Genomic DNA, 16,240 nt, shown 5'->3' with positions numbered 1-16,240 from the left:
GTGACTACAGGGTGCATATCTGCCGGCCGTTGCCAATCGTCAAGGTGAGGCCATGGCTTGCTGTTCAAATGACACGTGTACCGACACTCAACGGCTCGACAGTCCAGGCTGGCGCCGCACGCTCTGGATCGCGCTGGCCGTGAACGCCGGATTCTTCTTTATCGAGATCGCCGCCGGTGCTGCCGCCGGCTCCACCTCGCTGCAGGCCGACGCTCTCGACTTCCTGGGCGATGCCGCCAACTACGCCGTCAGCCTGGGCGTGGCCGGAATGGCCCTCGTGTGGCGGGCGCGCGCGGCTCTGGTCAAGGGCGCCACGCTGCTGGCGCTCGCGCTTTGGGTTCTGGGCAGCGTCATCTGGCACGCCTGGGCCGGCACGCTGCCGGAGGCCGACGTGATGGGCATTGTCGGTGTTGCCGCGCTTGTCGCGAACGCCAGCATTGCACTGATGCTTTTCCGCTATCGCGGCGGCGACGCCAACATGCGGTCGGTCTGGATCTGCTCGAGGAACGATGCAATCGGCAATCTGGCCGTTCTCGCGGCCGCGGCGGGCGTGTTCGGGACGGGCACAGGCTGGCCGGACCTGATCGTCGCGGCCATCATCGGTCTTCTCGGACTGACCGGCGGGGTGCAGATCGTGCGCCAGGCGCTCGGCGAATTGCGGGAATCCGCACAAGGCTCGTTGGCCGCCGCCGAGTAGGCAGCGGCAGCAAGACTGCGAAGAGCAGGGGACACTGCTGACCGCACGGCAACACGCACCAAGCTGGCTGCGCGTGCCGGATGTTTGGACCTCGCGTGGGCAGGTGCAACCCTGCAATGGCACCGCGAGCGTAGGGAGCCCTTGGCGCTATCGCGCCTGGCTCGGCTCGCTCGAGCAGGCCGGCACGGCGGTAGCATACCGGGTCGCGCTGGCGCGATGGAATATCGAGAAGACCTAGCTCGGTGAACGTGCAGTTGCGGGGATTCCAGCTCCAGCTCAATGCGTCGTGCGCTGCGATTTCGAAACGACCGGCGGACATTGTCGGCGGCGGGCTGGCGTCAGGCGGTCGCCGAGCCCCGCGTCGGCGAGAGCGGGAGCGGCGTCAACTTGGTCACGGCGGTCACGCTCGAGGTGAGCTGGCCGGAGCTTGCGACCGCGATATCGCCGCACAGACTTGTCCTGTGGGAATCCTCTCGGAGGCTCAGACCGAGGGGCAGATGTCGTACGTGTTCCTGGGCGGTCGATTCGTCCACCCCGTCCGGTTTCTCAGGAGCGCTAGCGACTGATGCCCGGTGATCTTCTCATCGGAACCGGTTGCTTTCACGAATTGTTATATTATAACATTACTATGATCCAACTCGAACGCTCACAGTCGGTGCCGCGGGTCGTGGAGGGAGCGGAGCAACGTGCCCTCGGCAGAATCACCGCTGAAGACGTGACTCTGGCCATCTGGCACCGACCGTCGACAAAGGCGCTGGCCCGCTGGCTCGACGCGCTGCCGGTCGATCGCCTTCCGGAGGGTCGTTTCGTCGGCCCGGCGGCCTGTGTGCCAGCACGGGTGTCGACCCTCTGCGATCTCGTGGAGATCGAGGACGGTCCCGAGCGGCGCGACTTCGTCGCCGAGGTCGCTCGATTCGCGCGCGCCTTTGCTTCGGTCACCCGACATCCCGATGTCGACCTGCGGCTCGAGGCGGTCGAGCACGATTCGTGCTGGCGCTTCCATCGCGACAATGTCGGTTATCGGCTCAATGCCACCTTCCGTGGCCCGGGAACGCAGTGGCTCCCGTCGGATTATGCCGAGCGGGCGCTGCGGTCGCAGCGCCGCTATCGCGGGCCGCTGAACGAGTTGCCGCGCTTCTCGGCGGGGCTCTTCAAGGGCGTCAAGCGTGCCGGCGGCAAGGCGATCGTCCACCGCTCGCCACCCGTGGCCAGAAGCGGCCAGACCAGACTTTTCCTTTGCCTGAACGAGGTCGACGATGATGGATAGACTGCCGGTCACGGTGCTGTCGGGCTACCTGGGCGCCGGCAAGACGACCCTGCTCAACCATGTCCTGAACAACCGCGAGGGCCGCAAGGTCGCCGTGATCGTGAACGACATGAGCGAGATCAATATCGACGCCGCCCTGGTCCGCCAGGGCGGGGCGGAGCTCAGCCGCAGCGAGGAGAAGCTCGTCGAGATGTCGAACGGCTGCATCTGCTGCACGCTCCGCGAGGACCTGCTGAAGGAGGTGGAGCGGCTGGCGGGCGAAGGTCGCTTCGACTACCTGCTGATCGAGTCGACCGGCATCTCCGAGCCCATGCCGGTGGCCGCCACGTTCGAGTTCGAGGACGAGACCGGCAAGAGCCTCGCAAAGGTCGCTCGCCTCGACACGATGGTCACCGTCGTCGATGCCCGCTCCTTCCTCGAGGACTACAGCACCGCCGATTTCCTGCGCGATCGCGGCCAGACCGCTGGGGAGGAGGACGCGCGCACCGTCGTCGACCTCCTGGTCGAGCAGGTCGAGTTCGCCGACGTGATCGTCGTCAACAAGGCCGACCTCGTCTCCGCCGACGATCTCCGTTTCCTGATGTCGATGCTGCGTCGGCTCAATGCCAAGGCGCGCATCGTCACCAGCGAGTTCGGCCGCGTGTCCCTCGACGCGGTGCTCGACACCGGCCTGTTCTCCTACGAGAAGGCGAGCCAGGCCTCGGGCTGGATGCAGGAGATGCGCGGCATCCACACGCCCGAGACCGAGACCTACGGCTTCTGGAGCTTCGTCTACAAGGCGCGCCGGCCATTCCATCCCGCCCGGCTCCATGCTCTGCTGAACGGCCGCTGGGACGGCGTCATCCGCTCCAAGGGCTTCTTCTGGCTGGCCTCCCGCATGGCCATCGCCGGCTCGATCAGCCAGGCCGGCGGCATGCTGCGCCACGAGGCTGCCGGTGCCTGGTGGGCGGCCGTCGACCGAAGCGAATGGCCGCAGGACGCGACGTGGCGTGCAACCATACGGAACGCCTTCAAGAGCCCGTACGGCGACCGTCGCCAGGAGATCGTGTTCATCGGCACGAAGGGCATGGACAGGCAGACGCTGACCGAGCGCCTCGATGCCTGCCTGCTGACCGACGCTGAAATGGCGCTGGACCCGCCGATGTGGGCCCGCTTCCAGGATCCGTTCCCGGTTTGGAAACTGTCCGGTCACGACTGAGCCGCCGATCCTCGTCCCTGCCATGGAGAGCCCCTCATGACCTCCGACGAAACCATCGCCCAGGTTCACTCCGACGACGTCGCCGTCGTGCGCCAGCTGCTGGGGGACGCCCTCTCGGCGGCGCGCGATCGCTGGATTCCCGTCAATGCCATCGCCGACGCGCTCGTCCAGGAACTCATCGAATGTGCGGCCCGGGGAGCCGAACCCGGCCGCATGTCGGCCTATCTCCGGGGCCTGGCGACCCTGATCGACAAGTCGACCATTCCCGCGACCGCCAACTGAGGCCTGGCGCCCGTCATGGCTGTTCTTTCCTACCTGACGACGACTCACTTCGATTTCGGCGCTGTGCGCCTGCTTCCGAAGGAGCTGGACCGGCTGGGCGTGCGGCGGCCGCTGGTTGCCACCGACAGGGGCGTGCGCGCCGCCGGCCTGCTGGATCAGGTGCTCGGCTCGTTGAAGGAGGGCAGGGACCTGGCCGTGTTCGACGCGACGCCGCCCAATCCAACGGAAGCTGCGGTCCTTGCCGCCGTCGACCTCTACCGGTCGGCGGGATGCGACGGCGTGATCGGGCTGGGCGGCGGCTCGGCGATGGATCTCGGCAAGGCGGTGGCCCTGCTGACCGGCAGCGGCGGGCCGCTCGACCGCTACGACCCGCTCGCCGGCGGGGTACGGCATATTTCCGATGTCGCGCCCATCGTCGCCATTCCCACCACTGCCGGGACCGGCAGCGAGGTCTCGGTGGGCTTCGTCATCGTGATGGCCGATGGCCGCAAGCTCACCTTCGCCAGCCCGAAGATGATTCCACGGGTGGCGATCTGCGACCCCGAGCTGACGCTCGGCCTGCCGCCGGCCCTGACCGCCGCCACGGGCATGGACGCGGTGACGCAACTGCATCGAGGCCATCCTCTCGCCGGTGGTCAACCCGCCGGCCGAGGGCATCGGTTACGACGGGCTGCGACGGGCGTGGCGGCACATCGAAGCGGCCGTGCGGGACGGCGCCGACCGCGAGGCGCGCTGGCACATGATGATGGCCTCCACCGAGGGCGCCATGGCCTTCGTCAAGGGCCTGGGCGCCGTCCATGCAATGAGTCATGCCGCCGGCCGCCTGCCGGAGTTGAAGCTGCATCACGGCACGCTGAATGCCGTCATCCTGCCGACGATCCTGCGCTTCAACGAGGGTACGTCTCCCGAGAAGTACGAAAGGCTGGCCGAGGCCATGGGCTTGCCGAAGGCGACCGACCTCTCCGACGCCGTCAGCGCCCGCAACCGCTCGCTCGGCTTGCCGGGTGGACTCGCCGAGATGGGGATCGGCGAGGGCATGATCGCCGATCTCGTGCCGCACGCGGTGGCCGATCTGTCGACCCGCACCAACCCGCGGCCGGCCGATGCAGCCGCCTATGCCTCGCTGTTCGCCGCTGCGCTGTAGGAGATTTCATGAAGGTCAAGTCGCTTCCCGGCGTGCATTCACCGCTTTTCTGGCTGGGCCTCTCCTTGCTCGCGGCGCTGGGGGCGGCGCTGTTCTTCTCGGACGGCCTGGCTCATCTGGCGCGGGCATCGGCGGCCTACCAGCGCCAGATCCAGATTCTGTTCACCACGTCCATGCGGGATGTCGAGGGTGGCTCGGCAGCAGCCTACTGGTTCCTGATGTCCCTATGCTTCAGCTACGGCGTCGTGCACACGTTGGGACCGGGGGCACGGCAAGGCGGTGATCGTCGCCTATTTCCTCGATGGCAACGAGCCCAGGGCCTGGTTGGACGGTGTGCTTGCCGGTGCCTGGATTGCCATCACCCATACCTTCTCGGCGCTGGTGCTGGCGATCATGCTCAAGCTCGCGAGTACCGCCGGCCTGTTCAGCGCGCTCGCCCACAACCGCCTGCTCGAGCTGGTCTCCTACGCGCTGATCGTCGCGGTCGGCGGCTGGCGCCTGCGCGTTGCGATGGCGGGGCGGGCGCACGATTGCGGGCATCACGCGCACGATCATCAGTGCGGCCATGAGCACGGGCATCATCATGCCGGCCACCATGAGCGTCGCGCCGGCCGGCCCAGGGGATTCTTCCACCGCACCTCGGGGCTGGTGCTGCTCAGCGCCGCCGGGGTCGCGCCGTGTGCCGGCGCCCTGATCCTGATCCTGCTGGCCCTGGCGCTCGACGTTCCATGGGCCGGGGTCGTGGGCGTGCTCGCGATCGCGGCCGGCATGACCGTGGCGCTCGCCGGGCTGGGCTTCGCCTCCATGCTGGCACACCGGCTGATCATCGTCGAAAGCCAGGCCCGGGACCTCGGCCGGTTCGTGTCGATGGGCGCGTCGGTCGTCGTGATTGCAACCGGCGCGATCCTCATCCTTGGGGCGGCGGCGCGCCAGATGGGTTGGGCCGCGTGAGACACCGGGCCGGCAGGCAATGTGCGGGCCGCCGTCAGAAGGTCGGCTCGTCGTCATCTTCGATATGGAGGCGTCCCAATGTCGGCAGCGCGCCGGTACGATCGTCGACGGCGTCCGCGACGGCTCTGAGATAGTCCGCCATCCTTTCCGGCGCGATGTCGCCGACCGTCAGGGAGATCTCGACGCCGTACAGCAGCAACAGGGAGCCGACGGTAACGGGATCAGTCACGGGGTCCACGGCCTTCGCGGCGTCGATCAGGCGCGCCAGCTCGGGCTCCAATGCCTCTCGCAGACGCATGACGGCGTCGCCCATGGGTCGGTCTCCTGCGGCGGGAACAGCTGGCTAGAGGCGGGTCGGAGTCGGAGCGTCGCCGTAGAGTTCCTTCGGATCCACGACCTTCTCGGTCTCCTCGAAACGCAGCTCGACGGGGCCGCCGGGCAGGGCACCTCCCGGCTTCACGGACCGGTAGAAGCAGGACCGGTATCCGACATGGCAGCTCGCACCCGACCCGCGAACGCGGACGCGCAGCCACACCGCGTCCTGATCGTCGTCGATCCGAATCTCGACGACGTCCTGGACGAGCCCGCTGGACGCGCCCTTGCGCCACCGGGCCTGGCGACTGCGGCTCCAGTAGTGGGCCTCCCGCGTGTCGACCGTCCGCAGCAAGGCCTCGGCATCCATCGTAGCGACCATGAGCACCTCGCCGGTGTCGGCATCGGTGGTGACGACCGGAATCAATCCGTCGCGGTCGAATTTCGGTGCCAGCAACGTGCCTTCTTCGACCTGCTCGACGGAAGTTCGCCGGGCAAATCGGAGTCGTTCGGTTGGGGGCACTGCGTGGTCCGGTTGCATCTAGAAAGTATATGTTATAACATAATAAATAACAAGGTGGCCCGACATGCAGCAGAACGACCCTCCGGTCCAGGAGAAACGGACCAGACCGGCAGCCCTCGGCGAGGTCGCCCGGGAGATCTGCCGGGCACGGGGGATGCGCCTTACCGACCTGCGCCTGGCGACTCTCGAGGAGGTCGCGGACAACGGTCCGATCAGCGCCTATCGGCTGATGCCGCTGCTTGGCCGTCGATTGGACCGCCGGATCGATCCTCCCACGGTCTACCGCGCCCTGGAGTTCCTGATCGACGCCGGTCTCGTCGCCCGTCTCGGTTCCCGGGCCGTCTATGTCCTTCGTGAGCGACCCGGGCAATCAGAGCCTTCGGTCGTGCTGCTCTGCAATCACTGCGAGAGCACGGTCCAGGTCGAGGATCCGGAGCTCATGCGGCTGATCGCCGGGGACGCGGCCGCCCTCGGCTTTCGCCTGGGCAGTCCCGTCATCGAATGCAGCGGGACGTGCGGCCGATGCGCCGAGAGCGGGGAGGCAGCTCGATGACTTCCGGGCCAGCCATGCGGCCGCGTGGGCGCGGCGACCTCGTGCCGGTCTCACTCCTCACGGGCTTCCTGGGAAGCGGAAAGACGACCGTGCTGAACAATCTCGTCCGGCGGCCGGAACTGGCGAGGACGGTCGTCGTCATCAACGAGTTCGGCGAGATCGGCCTCGACCATGAGCTGGTCGAGAGCTCCAGCGAGGACATGGTGCTGCTGCAGAGCGGTTGCCTCTGCTGCACCATCCGCGGCGACCTGATCGACACGCTGCGCAGCCTGATGGCACGGCGCATTGGCGGCAGCATCGCGCCCTTCGAGCGGGTCATTATCGAGACGACCGGCCTGGCCGACCCGGCGCCCATTCTGCATACGTTGATGTCGGATGAGGCGCTGGTGACGTCCTACCGGCTCGATGGGGTGATTGCCACGGTCGACGCCGCGACGGCCCAGGCCACGCTGGACCGCCAGGTCGAATCGGTGAAGCAGGTTGCGGTCGCCGATCGGCTGCTGCTCACCAAGTCGGACCTCGTCGAGGCTGCCGAGGCAAAGGCCGTGGTCGACCGACTGCGCACCATCAATCCCGCGGCGCCCCTGGTGATCGCCTCCCATGGCGAGGTGCATCCGAGCGAGATCCTCGATGCGGGCCTGTTCAATCCCACCACCAAGAGCCTCGACGTCCAGCGCTGGCTGAAGGCGGAAGCCTACGGACTGGCTGGTGACGACCACCATGACCATGACCACCACCATCATCACGGGCATGCGCACCGTCACGACGTGAACCGCCACGACGAGCACATCAAGGCGGTCTGCCTGACGGTCGACGATCCCATCCCGACAGCGGCCCTCGAGAGCTGGCTCAGCGTGCTGCTGGCGCTCAAGGGGGAAGACCTGCTTCGCGTCAAGGGCATCCTCAACGTCGCGGAGTTCGACGGGCCGCTGGTGATCCATGGCGTCCAGCACGTCTTCCATCCGCCGGTGCAATTGAAAAAATGGCCATCGAACGATCGTCGCTCGCGCATCGTCTTCATCACGCGGGACATCGACGAGGGAGCGTTGCGCGATACGCTGAAGATGTTCACGGACGATCCGTCCTACACGGCCGCGGCATCGTGAACGGGATGCGACAGACCCCAATGAGGAAGTCTCCTTCCGGCGCGCAACCGGACCGGCGCCGCTCTCGGAAATGGGGCCATCGCGCGACGACAGACCGCGCGAAGGCGAACCGCGTGGCGGGGGCGGCGCATGGGGTTGACGAGGCGATGCAGTCGCTGCTGGCTTCCTTCAACGATCCCGAGAAGGCTCGGCAGTACGGCGACGGCCCGCGGCGCTTCGTGCCAGGCATGGCCGACCTCCATCGCATGGCGGCGATCCTGCTCGCCGAGCGTGCGGGTAGCGACGCGCGCGTGCTGGCGCTCGGGGCGGGCGGCGGCCTCGAGTTGCGGGCCCTGGCCGATGCACAGCCGGGCTGGAGCTTCGTCGGAGTCGATCCGGCAGCCGCCATGCTGGACGAGGCGCGGCGCGTGCTCGGCGCCGACGCGGCGCGCGTCGCCTTTTGCGAAGGTTATATCGACGACGCTCCCGACGGTCCGTTCGACGCCGCCACGTGCTTTCTGACGCTCCACTTTCTGGAGGCCGGCGAGCGGACACGCACGGTCCGCGAGGTCCACCGCCGGCTGAAGCCCGGGGCGCCCTTCATCGTGGCGCATTCCAGCTTTCCGCAGGGAAACGGTGCCCGCAGCCTGTGGATGGCACGCTACGCGGCCTTCGCCCGCGCATCGGGTGCCGATCCCGACCAGGTGGAGAAGATGCGCGCTGCGGTCGATGCCCATCTGCCGGTGCTCGACCCGGAGCAGGACGAAACCGTGCTGCATCAGGCCGGCTTCTCGGACATCTCCCTGTTCTATGCAGGCCTGACCTGGCGCGGCTGGATCGCCTACGCCTGACGGTTTCAGCAGCAACCGCTGCGTCGGCCCGTCAGATACGAGCTTTCCGGGCTTCGGCCGTCTCATGGCCGCGGAAGCCCGCGCCACGGCTCGCCGTCGGATGAGAACGCTGGCGTCCAGGATCGCCTGAGCTACTCCATGGCGTGACGGCCCTGATGGTATCGGCGCGCCGATCGCTCCTTTCCCTGGGGTGACGACCATCCTGCGCCGCCCGACGGCAGCGGTCGACGGGCGCCGGCGCCAGGAACCGCTGTCAGTTCCCGCGGGTGATGGACGTATCCGGCTCCTCGACGATACGCACGCTGAGATACGTGCCGGCGCCGTAGTGGAGGGTGTTGCGCGCGAAGTAGGGCGGACCGGGCATGTCGAAATGGACATAGCCCCGGCTCACGTCGCTGCGCAGCAGATCGAGACGGCTGGCGACGTCGAGCCGCAGCCGATCGCCGCGCTCGAGCCGGGTGGGCCCCGGCGTCAGGCTGAAGGCGAGGTCCACCGGCTCGTCGGGCACCAGCGGCAGGCGCACGGACGTGTCGTGGACGATCTCGCATCGCGTGTCCCGGGCGGGATCGCGCTGGCGCCGTGCGGGGCTCATGGCGCCGAGGGACAGCAGATGGTAGGTGCCGTCCCGGTCGATTCGGCCGACACGCGCGACGAGATTGGAATCGATCTCGTTCGAGCTGAACGACAGGTTCAGCGACAGCGGTCCGGCCAGCGTCATCGGCTGCTCGGCCGTGAACTCGAAGGTGAGCTTCTGGTTGGCCACCTCGTCCAGCCCGCCGAGCACGGGCAGGCCGAGCGGAACCGCCGCCCAGCGGTTCGCGCCCTCGCCGGGAACGTCGGAGAGCCGGTGCGTGTCGGCGTCGGCGCCGCCGGAGGCCAGGTAGAGCCTGCGCTCGGCGGCGTCCGGCGGGGGAAAGTCGACGGCGCCGGCGTAGCGGTCCTCGCCTTCCAGCCAGTAACGCACCGGCGGCTGCGCGGCATAGCCATTGTCCGTTCCGTGCAGCACATGGTCGAAGAAGGCCAGCGCCTCCAGCTGCCAGGCATAGACCGGCAGTTCGTAGACGGGCGGTGCCAGGATCATCCACTTGCGATCCGCGGGCGTGCCGGCCTTGTCGAAGAGATCGTAGGTCCCGAACTGGTGGAGGTTGAAGTAGCCCAGGTTCTGCACGACGACGAACGGGATCTCGATCCTGGCCAGCGCCTCGGACGGGCCGGACTGCAGCCACGAGGTCGCCCGCGATTTCGCGTCGAACATCCAGTTTGCATAGACCTGCCGCACGAACCGGGTCGGCGTCTTCGCCATGAAGGCGCGATAGATCGCGTCGACCCGCTTCATCATCATCGGCTGCCAGAGCCGCTTCAGCGGCGAATTGGCGACATGGCTGATCAGCGCCCGGACCACCGGCGGCACCCGCAGGTCGTACATGGCTTGCGTAAAGTTGGCGCCCATCCAGAGATTGAAGAAGTAGAGATTGCAGACGCCTCCGAAATGGAGGAGGTGGCGGAAGTAGTCCGTGCAGATCTCGTTGCAGAAGAACGCCTTGAGGGCAGGGGGCCGGCGCACCGCCACGAGCGGCTGCGTCATGCCGTAGTAGGACGTGCCGAACAGCACCACCCGGCCGTCGCACCAGGGCTGCGCCGCGGCCCAGGCGATCACCCGCTCATGGTCGTCGACATCCTCGGGCGAGAGGAAGACGGCCTCCTTGCCGCCCGAGCGGCCCATGCCGCGGCGCATCGCCACCACCTGCGCATAGCCGCGGCTGGTGAAGACCGGCGGCGAGCCGATCTCGTTGCTGCCGGTGGGCACGCCTGCCGTGTGGAGCTCGCGCGAGTAGGCGGCGAACTGGACGATGGCCGGATAGCGGCCGGCGACCCTCGGCACGTAGACGTCCACGGAGAGGGTCGTGGCGTCATCCACGGGGATGCGCTGGTCCGCCAGCAGCCGGCAGCCCAGGCCTTCGCGCTCGGCCCGCGTCGGCGTCCAGCCCGCGAGCTGCTCGTGGACCAGCGCCGGCGGCTTGATGGAGATGAGGTTGTCGAGCCAGGAAGGCATGGGAGAGTACCTGGAAGTCGTTTCAGGTGGTTTCGTCAGGGGGCGTCCGCTGCCCGGCGTCGCGGGCGAGCAGCCGGAACAGCTCGCGGAGCACCGTCGTGCTCACCGCTCGTCCCGTCTGGGGGCCGAGCGCGGCGCCCATGACGGCGAGGCCGGTGCCCAGGGCGTGCAGGAGCATCACCTGCTCGGCTGTCGGCTCGAGACCGCCGGTCCGGAGCATCAGCTCGGCCCGCTGGCGCATCGCCGTCACGAGGCGGTTGTAGAGTTCGCGATAGGCGGGGTCCGCGTCGGCGGCCAGTACGATCGAGACGAGGATGCGGGTGTTCTCGGCGTTGGACAGCGCGGCGGCGAGGCCGGCGAGGCGCGCTTCCTGCGAGTCGCGGGATGCCATGGCGCTGCCGAGATTGGCGATCTGGCCTGCGACCGCCGCTTCGAGCACGGCGCGGACGAGGTCGGCGCGGGTCGGGAAGTAGTAGGTCAGGTGGCTCTGGGAAACGCCGCTCGCCTTGGCGACGCGCGGTTGCGTCAGCGCCCCGAGGCCCTGCTTTCGGACGATGGCGAGTGCCGCCGCCAGAATTGTCGCCCGAATATCGGTAGTGCCCGTCATCCGCCCTCTAGGTAGGTATACCAACTAAGCATGGCCGGATAGTGCGCGCAACCGGTTCCTGTGAAGCTCAGGGCGCCTTCGTTCGAGGGGGCATCAGCTTGCGTGTCCGATGAAAACAGCCTTGTGCAGGTACCGATCGTTCGTGAGCTCATCGAGAACGAACGTGGCGACTTCCTCGCGCTTTATGCGGGTCAGTCGCGTCGTGGGCCTGATTTCCGTTATGGCCTGCAGGGGCGTCATGCCCGACGTGGACTTGAACGGTGCCGGTCGGACAAGCACCCAGTCCAGGGCAGACCGGCGGACGAGCTCTTCCTGGCGATTCTTGTCGGCATAGAGAGGCCGGGTGAACAGCGGATAGATGACGTTGTCGTAGAGAAGGCCTCCATGACCGCGCGTCTCGCCGGCGCCGACTCCCGTGATCGCCACCAGTCGCGTCGTTCCCTCAGCGCGCATCGCCAGGATCAGCTTCGCCGTGACGTCGGAGAACAGGGTCGTGCGTCGGCCCGGTGTCGCCCCGAGAGCCATCACCACCGCCTGCTGCCCGGCGACGAGCGCACGAAGCGCTGCCGCATCGGTCGGATCGGCGGCCACCACCTCGACGCCAGCCGGCGCGTCCGCGAGGCGCGACAGCACGCGCGTCTGGGCCCGGATGACGTGGCCGCGTTTCGTGCCCTGCTCGAGAAGGCGGCGGCCAACGCCGCCGCTCGCGCCGAGCAGCAGGACTCGCATGGCGCTCAGATCGGCTTGGCCAGCGACTGCGCGATCGTCTTGGCCAGCATGTCGAGGGTGTAGAATCGCATGAGCTGGTCGCGCCCCCAGGACAATTCCACCGACTCGATCATCATCATCGACGCGAGCTTGCGCGAATCGTCCTGGAAGGCTTCGGCTCGTGGCTTGCGCCGCATTTCGTAGCGGGCGAGGGCGCTGGGAAGGAAGCGCGCATCCGTGCGCGAGAGTTCGTCGTTCAGCACGGCCGCCGATTCGAGGGCGATCGACGCCCCGACTCCGGCCGTCGGCAGGAAGGCGCAGGCGGCGTCGCCAAGCAGGGCCACGCGGCCTCGGTGCCAGCTTTCGCTGCGGACGTCGGAGAGCTGCCACCAGAAGGTCGACCCGAGGTCATCGGGCAGGGCCGCCAGCACGTCGGCGACGCCGTCGCCCAGAGCGGCGAAATGTGTCTTCACCTTTCGGCCGTCTTCTCCCACGACGCTCGGCCCCATGACGCGGGTCGGCGCGGCGGCGACCACGCCCAGCCCGCCCTTGACGGGATAGAGGCCGAGGAAACGGCCGGCTCCCCAATGCTCGACCACGGCAGTGGGAGGTCGCCGGGTGTTGCGCACCACCCAGACCCAGCATCCCCAACCGGTCTCGTGATCGGGCAGCGCGCCGGCGAGCTGGCGGCGGATCGCGGAATGGATCCCGTCGGCGCCCACGAGCAGATCGCAGCTGTTGGTCGACCCATCGGAAAGCTTGACCTCGACCGTGTCGCCCGCCTCTTCGAAGCCCGTCACGCTCGTTCCGAAATGCAGCGGCACGTCCTCGCACCGCCTGCGCAGCAGAGCCAGCAGCTCGCCGCGCATGATGCCACCCGAATATCCGAAGCTGTCGAGCATCCGGCCGAGTTCGTAGGTATGGATCTCCTGGCCGTGGCCGTTGCGGACCGTGTAGATGTCCATCCTTTCGCTGGTGGCGAGGAAGTCGTCCATCAGGCCGAGCCCGTGAAGGACGCGGGCGCCGATCGGATAGAGACCCAGCATGTACCCGCTGTGATCGAAGTTCGGTGCGCGTTCATAGATCTCGGCGGTGACGCCGCGCTGACGCAGCAGTGCCGCCAACGCCATGCCGCCTATGCCGGCACCGGCGATGATGATCTTCATGCGATGTTCTCCTTGTGGACGCGGATATGCATGTCGCGCAGCATCCAGATGAGCCACACGGCGGCGAACACGGGCAGGCCGACCACCGCGGCGGCGAGCGCCAAGTCGGTCAATGCCGCTTCGGAAGTGAAGAAGGCTGCGGCGGAAAGGATGCCTGTCGCCAGTTGATAAAGCGCCGAGAAGCGGGTGAACACGACCCAGCCCGGCCCGGCATGGGCGGTCCGCGCCGCCAGCCACGTGGCCAGCGCTGCGGGCAGGAAACTGGCGGTGGACAGCCAGTTGCAGGTGGCATTGAGCTCGCTCAGGAAGCCGGCGGCGTTGGCGGGCGCGAGCACCGGTGACCCCACCGCGAGCAGCTGGGCGGCGGCGACCATCCGCACGTCGGCGAGTACGCCCAGGGTGCCGGAAAGCGCGAACAGCACGATGATCGCCGGTCCGCGGAAGCGGCCGTCGGGTTCCGTGGCGGTCACGACCGAGACCCCGAGCAGCGCGATGGCGCCGTCGGCGAGGAAGAAGAGCCCGTAGCCCGCGGCATACCAGCCGGCATTGGCACGAAGCAGGTCGAGATCGGCGACGGCGATGGGCGCTGCCGCGCTGGCGATCAGCACCACCACGGTACCGGCGAGCCAGGTGACTAGCAGGGCGATCGCGTGGAGGCGAACCGATCGATGTTCCATGGCGCGCACTGTGGCGCGTTCGACGCTTCCCTGGCGTCGGCGCGCGCAACCTATTTTTCGTGTAGGTTCTCCACCGACACGTCATGTCGCAACCGGCCCGCGTCCTCATCATCGACGATCACGCCATCGTCCGCTTCGGACTGGCGCAGGTCCTCGACTCCGACCCGCGCTTTGCGGTGTGCGGCGAGGCGGCGACCGCCCTGGAGGGGAAGCGTCAGGTCGAGGCATGCCGGCCCGATCTCGCGATAGTCGACCTCGTGTTGGGCGGGCGCGACGGGATTGGATGGCTCCAGGAACTCGGCGCCGGGACTCCCGGGCTCCGGATCCTCGTGTTCTCGGCGCAGCCGGAAATGGTCTATGCACCCCGAGCCTTCCGCGCCGGTGCCGCCGGCTACCTGATGAAGGATGCGGGCATCGAGAAAGTCCCCGAGGCGCTGGCGGTCCTGATGCTCGGCGAGCGCTATGCCAGCGATCCGGTCCAACGTGCGATGTTCCAGCAGGCGACGTCCGGCCGGGCTTCGGCGGGCGGGCCGTTGGCCGATCTGTCCGACCGCGAGATGCAGGTGCTGCGGCTGCTCGGCAGCGGTCTCGGCTCGGCGGAGATTGCCGCACAGCTTTCCCTCAGCATGAAGACGGTCGGAACCTATCGCGAGCGCCTGAAGGTCAAGCTCGGCGCGGAGAACGCCTCGCAGCTCGAGCGTCGTGCCATCGAGTTCGTCCGTACGGGAATTCTCTAGTCGTGGCGTTGCCATCCTTCGCTCGTGAAGCGATCGAGATCAATCTGCGCCGCATCCCGTGGCTTCTCGTGGCGGCGATGGCGCTGGCGCTGTGGCCCCTTGCCGCCTTCTGGCGCGATCCGGAGATGGCATGGCTGCGCACCACCCTGCTGGTCGATGTCGCGAGCGCGTCGCTTTTCCTTGCGCTCAATGGTCCGGTTCGGCGGCTTCCGCCCGAATCGTTCTGGCGACCTGCGTACGTCTGGACGGCCGTCGTCCTCGCGCTCGGCTACATGGATGGCTACTATTTCCTGGTCGCGCGCTCGTTCGGACAGAACCCATCCTACATTCTCGGGACCATCATGGCGGCGACCATCTTCCTGTTGCCCCCTGTGTGGTTCCTGCCATTGCTCCTCGCCAATCACCTCGTCTATTGCGTGCTTCTCTTCGGACAATCCGATGGTGACGGCCAACTCCTGCCTGTCCTGATCCAGAACACCACCGGCGCCGTCGTGGCCGGCCTCGTGGCGTTTCTCCTCTTTGGCGCGCAACGCGAAGCATACGGGCAACGCCAGGCGCTTGCCGTCGCCAACCGCTTCCTTCGGCGCCGCAATGAACAGCTGAACGATCTGATGGCGATCACGGCGCACGACCTGCGCGGCCCGCTGCTCGGCATGCGCGACCTGTTGCGTCTCGCGCGCCAGGCGCCGGACCCGGGCAAGCGCGGCCAGATCCTCGATCGCGTCATGGATGCGTGTGTCGACCTGGTGGGGCTGGTCACCCGGCTGTTGCGCGCGCACGAGGCGGAGGAACGGGCCGAGCAGGCGCTGCTGCTGGCCCCGTGCGATCTGCGAGACGTCGTGCAGAAGGCGGTGGACCGGGTTCGACCGCGCGCCGAGACCCGCTCGATCGTCCTGGATATTCGGCTGCCCGGTACGCCTGCGATCGTGCGGATCGATCCGGTGGCCATGGGACAGGTGCTGGACAACCTGCTCTTCAATGCCGTCAGGTTCTCGCCCGACCGCGGCCTGGTGGGCGTCCACCTCCTGCACGAGGATGGGTTCTGGCGGTGCGAGGTCGCCGATTCCGGTCCCGGCATCGCCCCCGAGGAACGCGCGACCCTCTTCCAGAAATTTCATCGCGGCACGACTGCCGCCGCAGCGGAGGAGGAGGGGAGCGGCCTTGGCCTCTTCATCGCCGCGACGCTCATGCGCGCGATGGGAGGGGACGTCGAGCATCGACCACGGGAAGGCAACGGGGCAATCTTTCGACTGACCTTCGACATGCCGGAGGTCGATCGGTTCCGATGACGGACCGATGATTGGTCGGGCGGGCCAGTCGCACCGCCCCTCCGGGAGTATCGAACGATGGCTTCGCCTTGCGAGGCTTCGCGAGCAGAAGTCGGGGGCGATCGGCTGGCGACGAGTCGCGAGCGCAGTTTCTCAGGTCT

Annotated in this window: 18 protein-coding genes and 1 pseudogene; 12 read left to right on the top strand and 7 right to left on the bottom strand. The window is 67.7% G+C overall.

The window, feature by feature from the left end:
- Positions 1–52: 52 nt before the first annotated feature.
- From ACO073_RS19000 to ACO073_RS18970, 7 genes and pseudogenes are all read left to right on the top strand, one after another.
- Positions 53–697, top strand: coding sequence for a cation transporter (locus tag ACO073_RS19000; protein ID WP_421999325.1), 645 nt, complete (start codon positions 53–55; stop codon positions 695–697).
- A 628-nt stretch (positions 698–1,325) separates the two neighbouring features.
- Positions 1,326–1,964, top strand: a complete 639-nt coding sequence (locus ACO073_RS18995) for a DUF1826 domain-containing protein (protein WP_421999324.1) — start codon at positions 1,326–1,328, stop codon at positions 1,962–1,964.
- The gene (zigA, locus tag ACO073_RS18990; RefSeq protein ID WP_421999322.1) at positions 1,954–3,162 is read left to right on the top strand and encodes a zinc metallochaperone GTPase ZigA; all 1,209 of its coding nucleotides are present in this window, start codon (positions 1,954–1,956) and stop codon (positions 3,160–3,162) included. Before ACO073_RS18995 ends, zigA begins: the two co-directional genes overlap by 11 nt.
- A gap of 36 nt (positions 3,163–3,198) precedes the next feature.
- Positions 3,199–3,444 carry a hypothetical protein gene (locus ACO073_RS18985; RefSeq protein WP_421999320.1) on the top strand — a complete coding sequence of 82 codons (246 nt, stop codon included), beginning with the start codon at positions 3,199–3,201 and terminating at the stop codon, positions 3,442–3,444.
- Between the two features lie 15 nt (positions 3,445–3,459).
- Positions 3,460–3,927 (top strand): annotated as a pseudogene (locus tag ACO073_RS18980) (iron-containing alcohol dehydrogenase); the annotation flags it as partial.
- Positions 3,928–4,075: 148 nt separating this feature from the next.
- Positions 4,076–4,588, top strand: a complete 513-nt coding sequence (locus ACO073_RS18975; protein WP_421999318.1) for a hypothetical protein — start codon at positions 4,076–4,078, stop codon at positions 4,586–4,588.
- Positions 4,589–4,867: 279 nt separating this feature from the next.
- Positions 4,868–5,539, top strand: a complete 672-nt coding sequence (locus ACO073_RS18970) for a hypothetical protein (RefSeq protein WP_421999317.1) — start codon at positions 4,868–4,870, stop codon at positions 5,537–5,539.
- A gap of 34 nt (positions 5,540–5,573) precedes the next feature.
- On the opposite strand, the gene ACO073_RS18965 is transcribed toward ACO073_RS18970, so the two are convergent.
- Both ACO073_RS18965 and hisI read right to left on the bottom strand, forming a co-directional pair.
- Complete coding sequence (locus ACO073_RS18965) at positions 5,574–5,852, bottom strand: hypothetical protein (RefSeq protein WP_421999315.1); 279 nt, start codon at positions 5,850–5,852, stop codon at positions 5,574–5,576.
- A gap of 30 nt (positions 5,853–5,882) precedes the next feature.
- Positions 5,883–6,392 carry a phosphoribosyl-AMP cyclohydrolase gene (hisI, locus tag ACO073_RS18960; protein ID WP_421999313.1) on the bottom strand — a complete coding sequence of 170 codons (510 nt, stop codon included), beginning with the start codon at positions 6,390–6,392 and terminating at the stop codon, positions 5,883–5,885.
- A gap of 46 nt (positions 6,393–6,438) precedes the next feature.
- On the opposite strand from hisI, the gene ACO073_RS18955 reads away from it, so the two are divergent.
- The 3 genes from ACO073_RS18955 to ACO073_RS18945 all read left to right on the top strand — a co-directional run bounded on the left by ACO073_RS18955 (position 6,439) and on the right by ACO073_RS18945 (position 8,863).
- On the top strand, positions 6,439–6,927 hold the full coding sequence (locus tag ACO073_RS18955) for a Fur family transcriptional regulator (protein ID WP_421999311.1): 489 nt from the start codon (positions 6,439–6,441) through the stop codon (positions 6,925–6,927).
- Positions 6,924–8,033, top strand: a complete 1,110-nt coding sequence (locus tag ACO073_RS18950) for a CobW family GTP-binding protein (protein WP_421999309.1) — start codon at positions 6,924–6,926, stop codon at positions 8,031–8,033. The genes ACO073_RS18955 and ACO073_RS18950 overlap by 4 nt, the downstream gene beginning before the upstream one ends.
- Positions 8,034–8,146: 113 nt before the next feature.
- On the top strand, positions 8,147–8,863 hold the full coding sequence (locus ACO073_RS18945) for a class I SAM-dependent methyltransferase (protein ID WP_421999306.1): 717 nt from the start codon (positions 8,147–8,149) through the stop codon (positions 8,861–8,863).
- A 253-nt stretch (positions 8,864–9,116) separates the two neighbouring features.
- Here ACO073_RS18945 and ACO073_RS18940 read toward each other — a convergent pair whose 3' ends face one another.
- The 5 genes from ACO073_RS18940 to ACO073_RS18920 all read right to left on the bottom strand — a co-directional run bounded on the left by ACO073_RS18940 (position 9,117) and on the right by ACO073_RS18920 (position 14,074).
- Complete coding sequence (locus ACO073_RS18940; RefSeq protein ID WP_421999304.1) at positions 9,117–10,916, bottom strand: CocE/NonD family hydrolase; 1,800 nt, start codon at positions 10,914–10,916, stop codon at positions 9,117–9,119.
- Between the two features lie 22 nt (positions 10,917–10,938).
- Positions 10,939–11,523: a TetR/AcrR family transcriptional regulator gene (locus tag ACO073_RS18935; protein ID WP_421999303.1), complete on the bottom strand. Its 585-nt coding sequence runs from the start codon at positions 11,521–11,523 to the stop codon at positions 10,939–10,941.
- Between the two features lie 93 nt (positions 11,524–11,616).
- Positions 11,617–12,252, bottom strand: coding sequence for an NAD(P)-dependent oxidoreductase (locus ACO073_RS18930; RefSeq protein ID WP_421999301.1), 636 nt, complete (start codon positions 12,250–12,252; stop codon positions 11,617–11,619).
- 5 nt (positions 12,253–12,257) lie between these two features.
- A complete protein-coding gene (locus ACO073_RS18925; protein WP_421999299.1) occupies positions 12,258–13,397 on the bottom strand; it encodes an FAD-dependent oxidoreductase in 1,140 nt (379 codons plus the stop codon).
- Positions 13,394–14,074 carry a hypothetical protein gene (locus tag ACO073_RS18920; RefSeq protein WP_421999297.1) on the bottom strand — a complete coding sequence of 227 codons (681 nt, stop codon included), beginning with the start codon at positions 14,072–14,074 and terminating at the stop codon, positions 13,394–13,396. Before ACO073_RS18920 ends, ACO073_RS18925 begins: the two co-directional genes overlap by 4 nt.
- An 83-nt stretch (positions 14,075–14,157) precedes the next feature.
- Between ACO073_RS18920 and ACO073_RS18915 the strand changes: the two genes are divergently transcribed.
- Together ACO073_RS18915 and ACO073_RS18910 are read left to right on the top strand one after the other, a co-directional pair.
- On the top strand, positions 14,158–14,811 hold the full coding sequence (locus ACO073_RS18915; RefSeq protein WP_421999295.1) for a response regulator: 654 nt from the start codon (positions 14,158–14,160) through the stop codon (positions 14,809–14,811).
- A 2-nt stretch (positions 14,812–14,813) separates the two neighbouring features.
- Positions 14,814–16,100, top strand: coding sequence for a sensor histidine kinase (locus ACO073_RS18910; protein ID WP_421999293.1), 1,287 nt, complete (start codon positions 14,814–14,816; stop codon positions 16,098–16,100).
- Positions 16,101–16,240: the final 140 nt, after the last annotated feature.

The organism is Reyranella sp., assembly GCF_965229815.1.
Lineage (GTDB): Bacteria > Pseudomonadota > Alphaproteobacteria > Reyranellales > Reyranellaceae > Reyranella.
The sequence above is the reverse complement of the archived record's forward strand: the minus strand, read 5'-3'. Positions and strand labels throughout refer to the sequence as shown.

What these genes read in the sequence shown, in the direction of transcription:
- ACO073_RS18935 (WP_421999303.1), bottom strand. Translation starts at nt 11,523, where the DNA reads ATGACGGGCACTACCGATATTCGGGCGACAATTCTGGCGGCGGCACTC.
- ACO073_RS18920 (WP_421999297.1), bottom strand. Translation starts at nt 14,074, where the DNA reads ATGGAACATCGATCGGTTCGCCTCCACGCGATCGCCCTGCTAGTCACC.
- ACO073_RS18985 (WP_421999320.1), top strand. Translation starts at nt 3,199, where the DNA reads ATGACCTCCGACGAAACCATCGCCCAGGTTCACTCCGACGACGTCGCC.
- ACO073_RS19000 (WP_421999325.1), top strand. Translation starts at nt 53, where the DNA reads ATGGCTTGCTGTTCAAATGACACGTGTACCGACACTCAACGGCTCGAC.
- zigA (WP_421999322.1), top strand. Translation starts at nt 1,954, where the DNA reads ATGATGGATAGACTGCCGGTCACGGTGCTGTCGGGCTACCTGGGCGCC.
- ACO073_RS18940 (WP_421999304.1), bottom strand. Translation starts at nt 10,916, where the DNA reads ATGCCTTCCTGGCTCGACAACCTCATCTCCATCAAGCCGCCGGCGCTG.
- ACO073_RS18955 (WP_421999311.1), top strand. Translation starts at nt 6,439, where the DNA reads ATGCAGCAGAACGACCCTCCGGTCCAGGAGAAACGGACCAGACCGGCA.
- ACO073_RS18915 (WP_421999295.1), top strand. Translation starts at nt 14,158, where the DNA reads ATGTCGCAACCGGCCCGCGTCCTCATCATCGACGATCACGCCATCGTC.
- ACO073_RS18930 (WP_421999301.1), bottom strand. Translation starts at nt 12,252, where the DNA reads ATGCGAGTCCTGCTGCTCGGCGCGAGCGGCGGCGTTGGCCGCCGCCTT.
- hisI (WP_421999313.1), bottom strand. Translation starts at nt 6,392, where the DNA reads ATGCAACCGGACCACGCAGTGCCCCCAACCGAACGACTCCGATTTGCC.
- ACO073_RS18995 (WP_421999324.1), top strand. Translation starts at nt 1,326, where the DNA reads ATGATCCAACTCGAACGCTCACAGTCGGTGCCGCGGGTCGTGGAGGGA.
- ACO073_RS18950 (WP_421999309.1), top strand. Translation starts at nt 6,924, where the DNA reads ATGACTTCCGGGCCAGCCATGCGGCCGCGTGGGCGCGGCGACCTCGTG.
- ACO073_RS18965 (WP_421999315.1), bottom strand. Translation starts at nt 5,852, where the DNA reads ATGGGCGACGCCGTCATGCGTCTGCGAGAGGCATTGGAGCCCGAGCTG.
- ACO073_RS18925 (WP_421999299.1), bottom strand. Translation starts at nt 13,397, where the DNA reads ATGAAGATCATCATCGCCGGTGCCGGCATAGGCGGCATGGCGTTGGCG.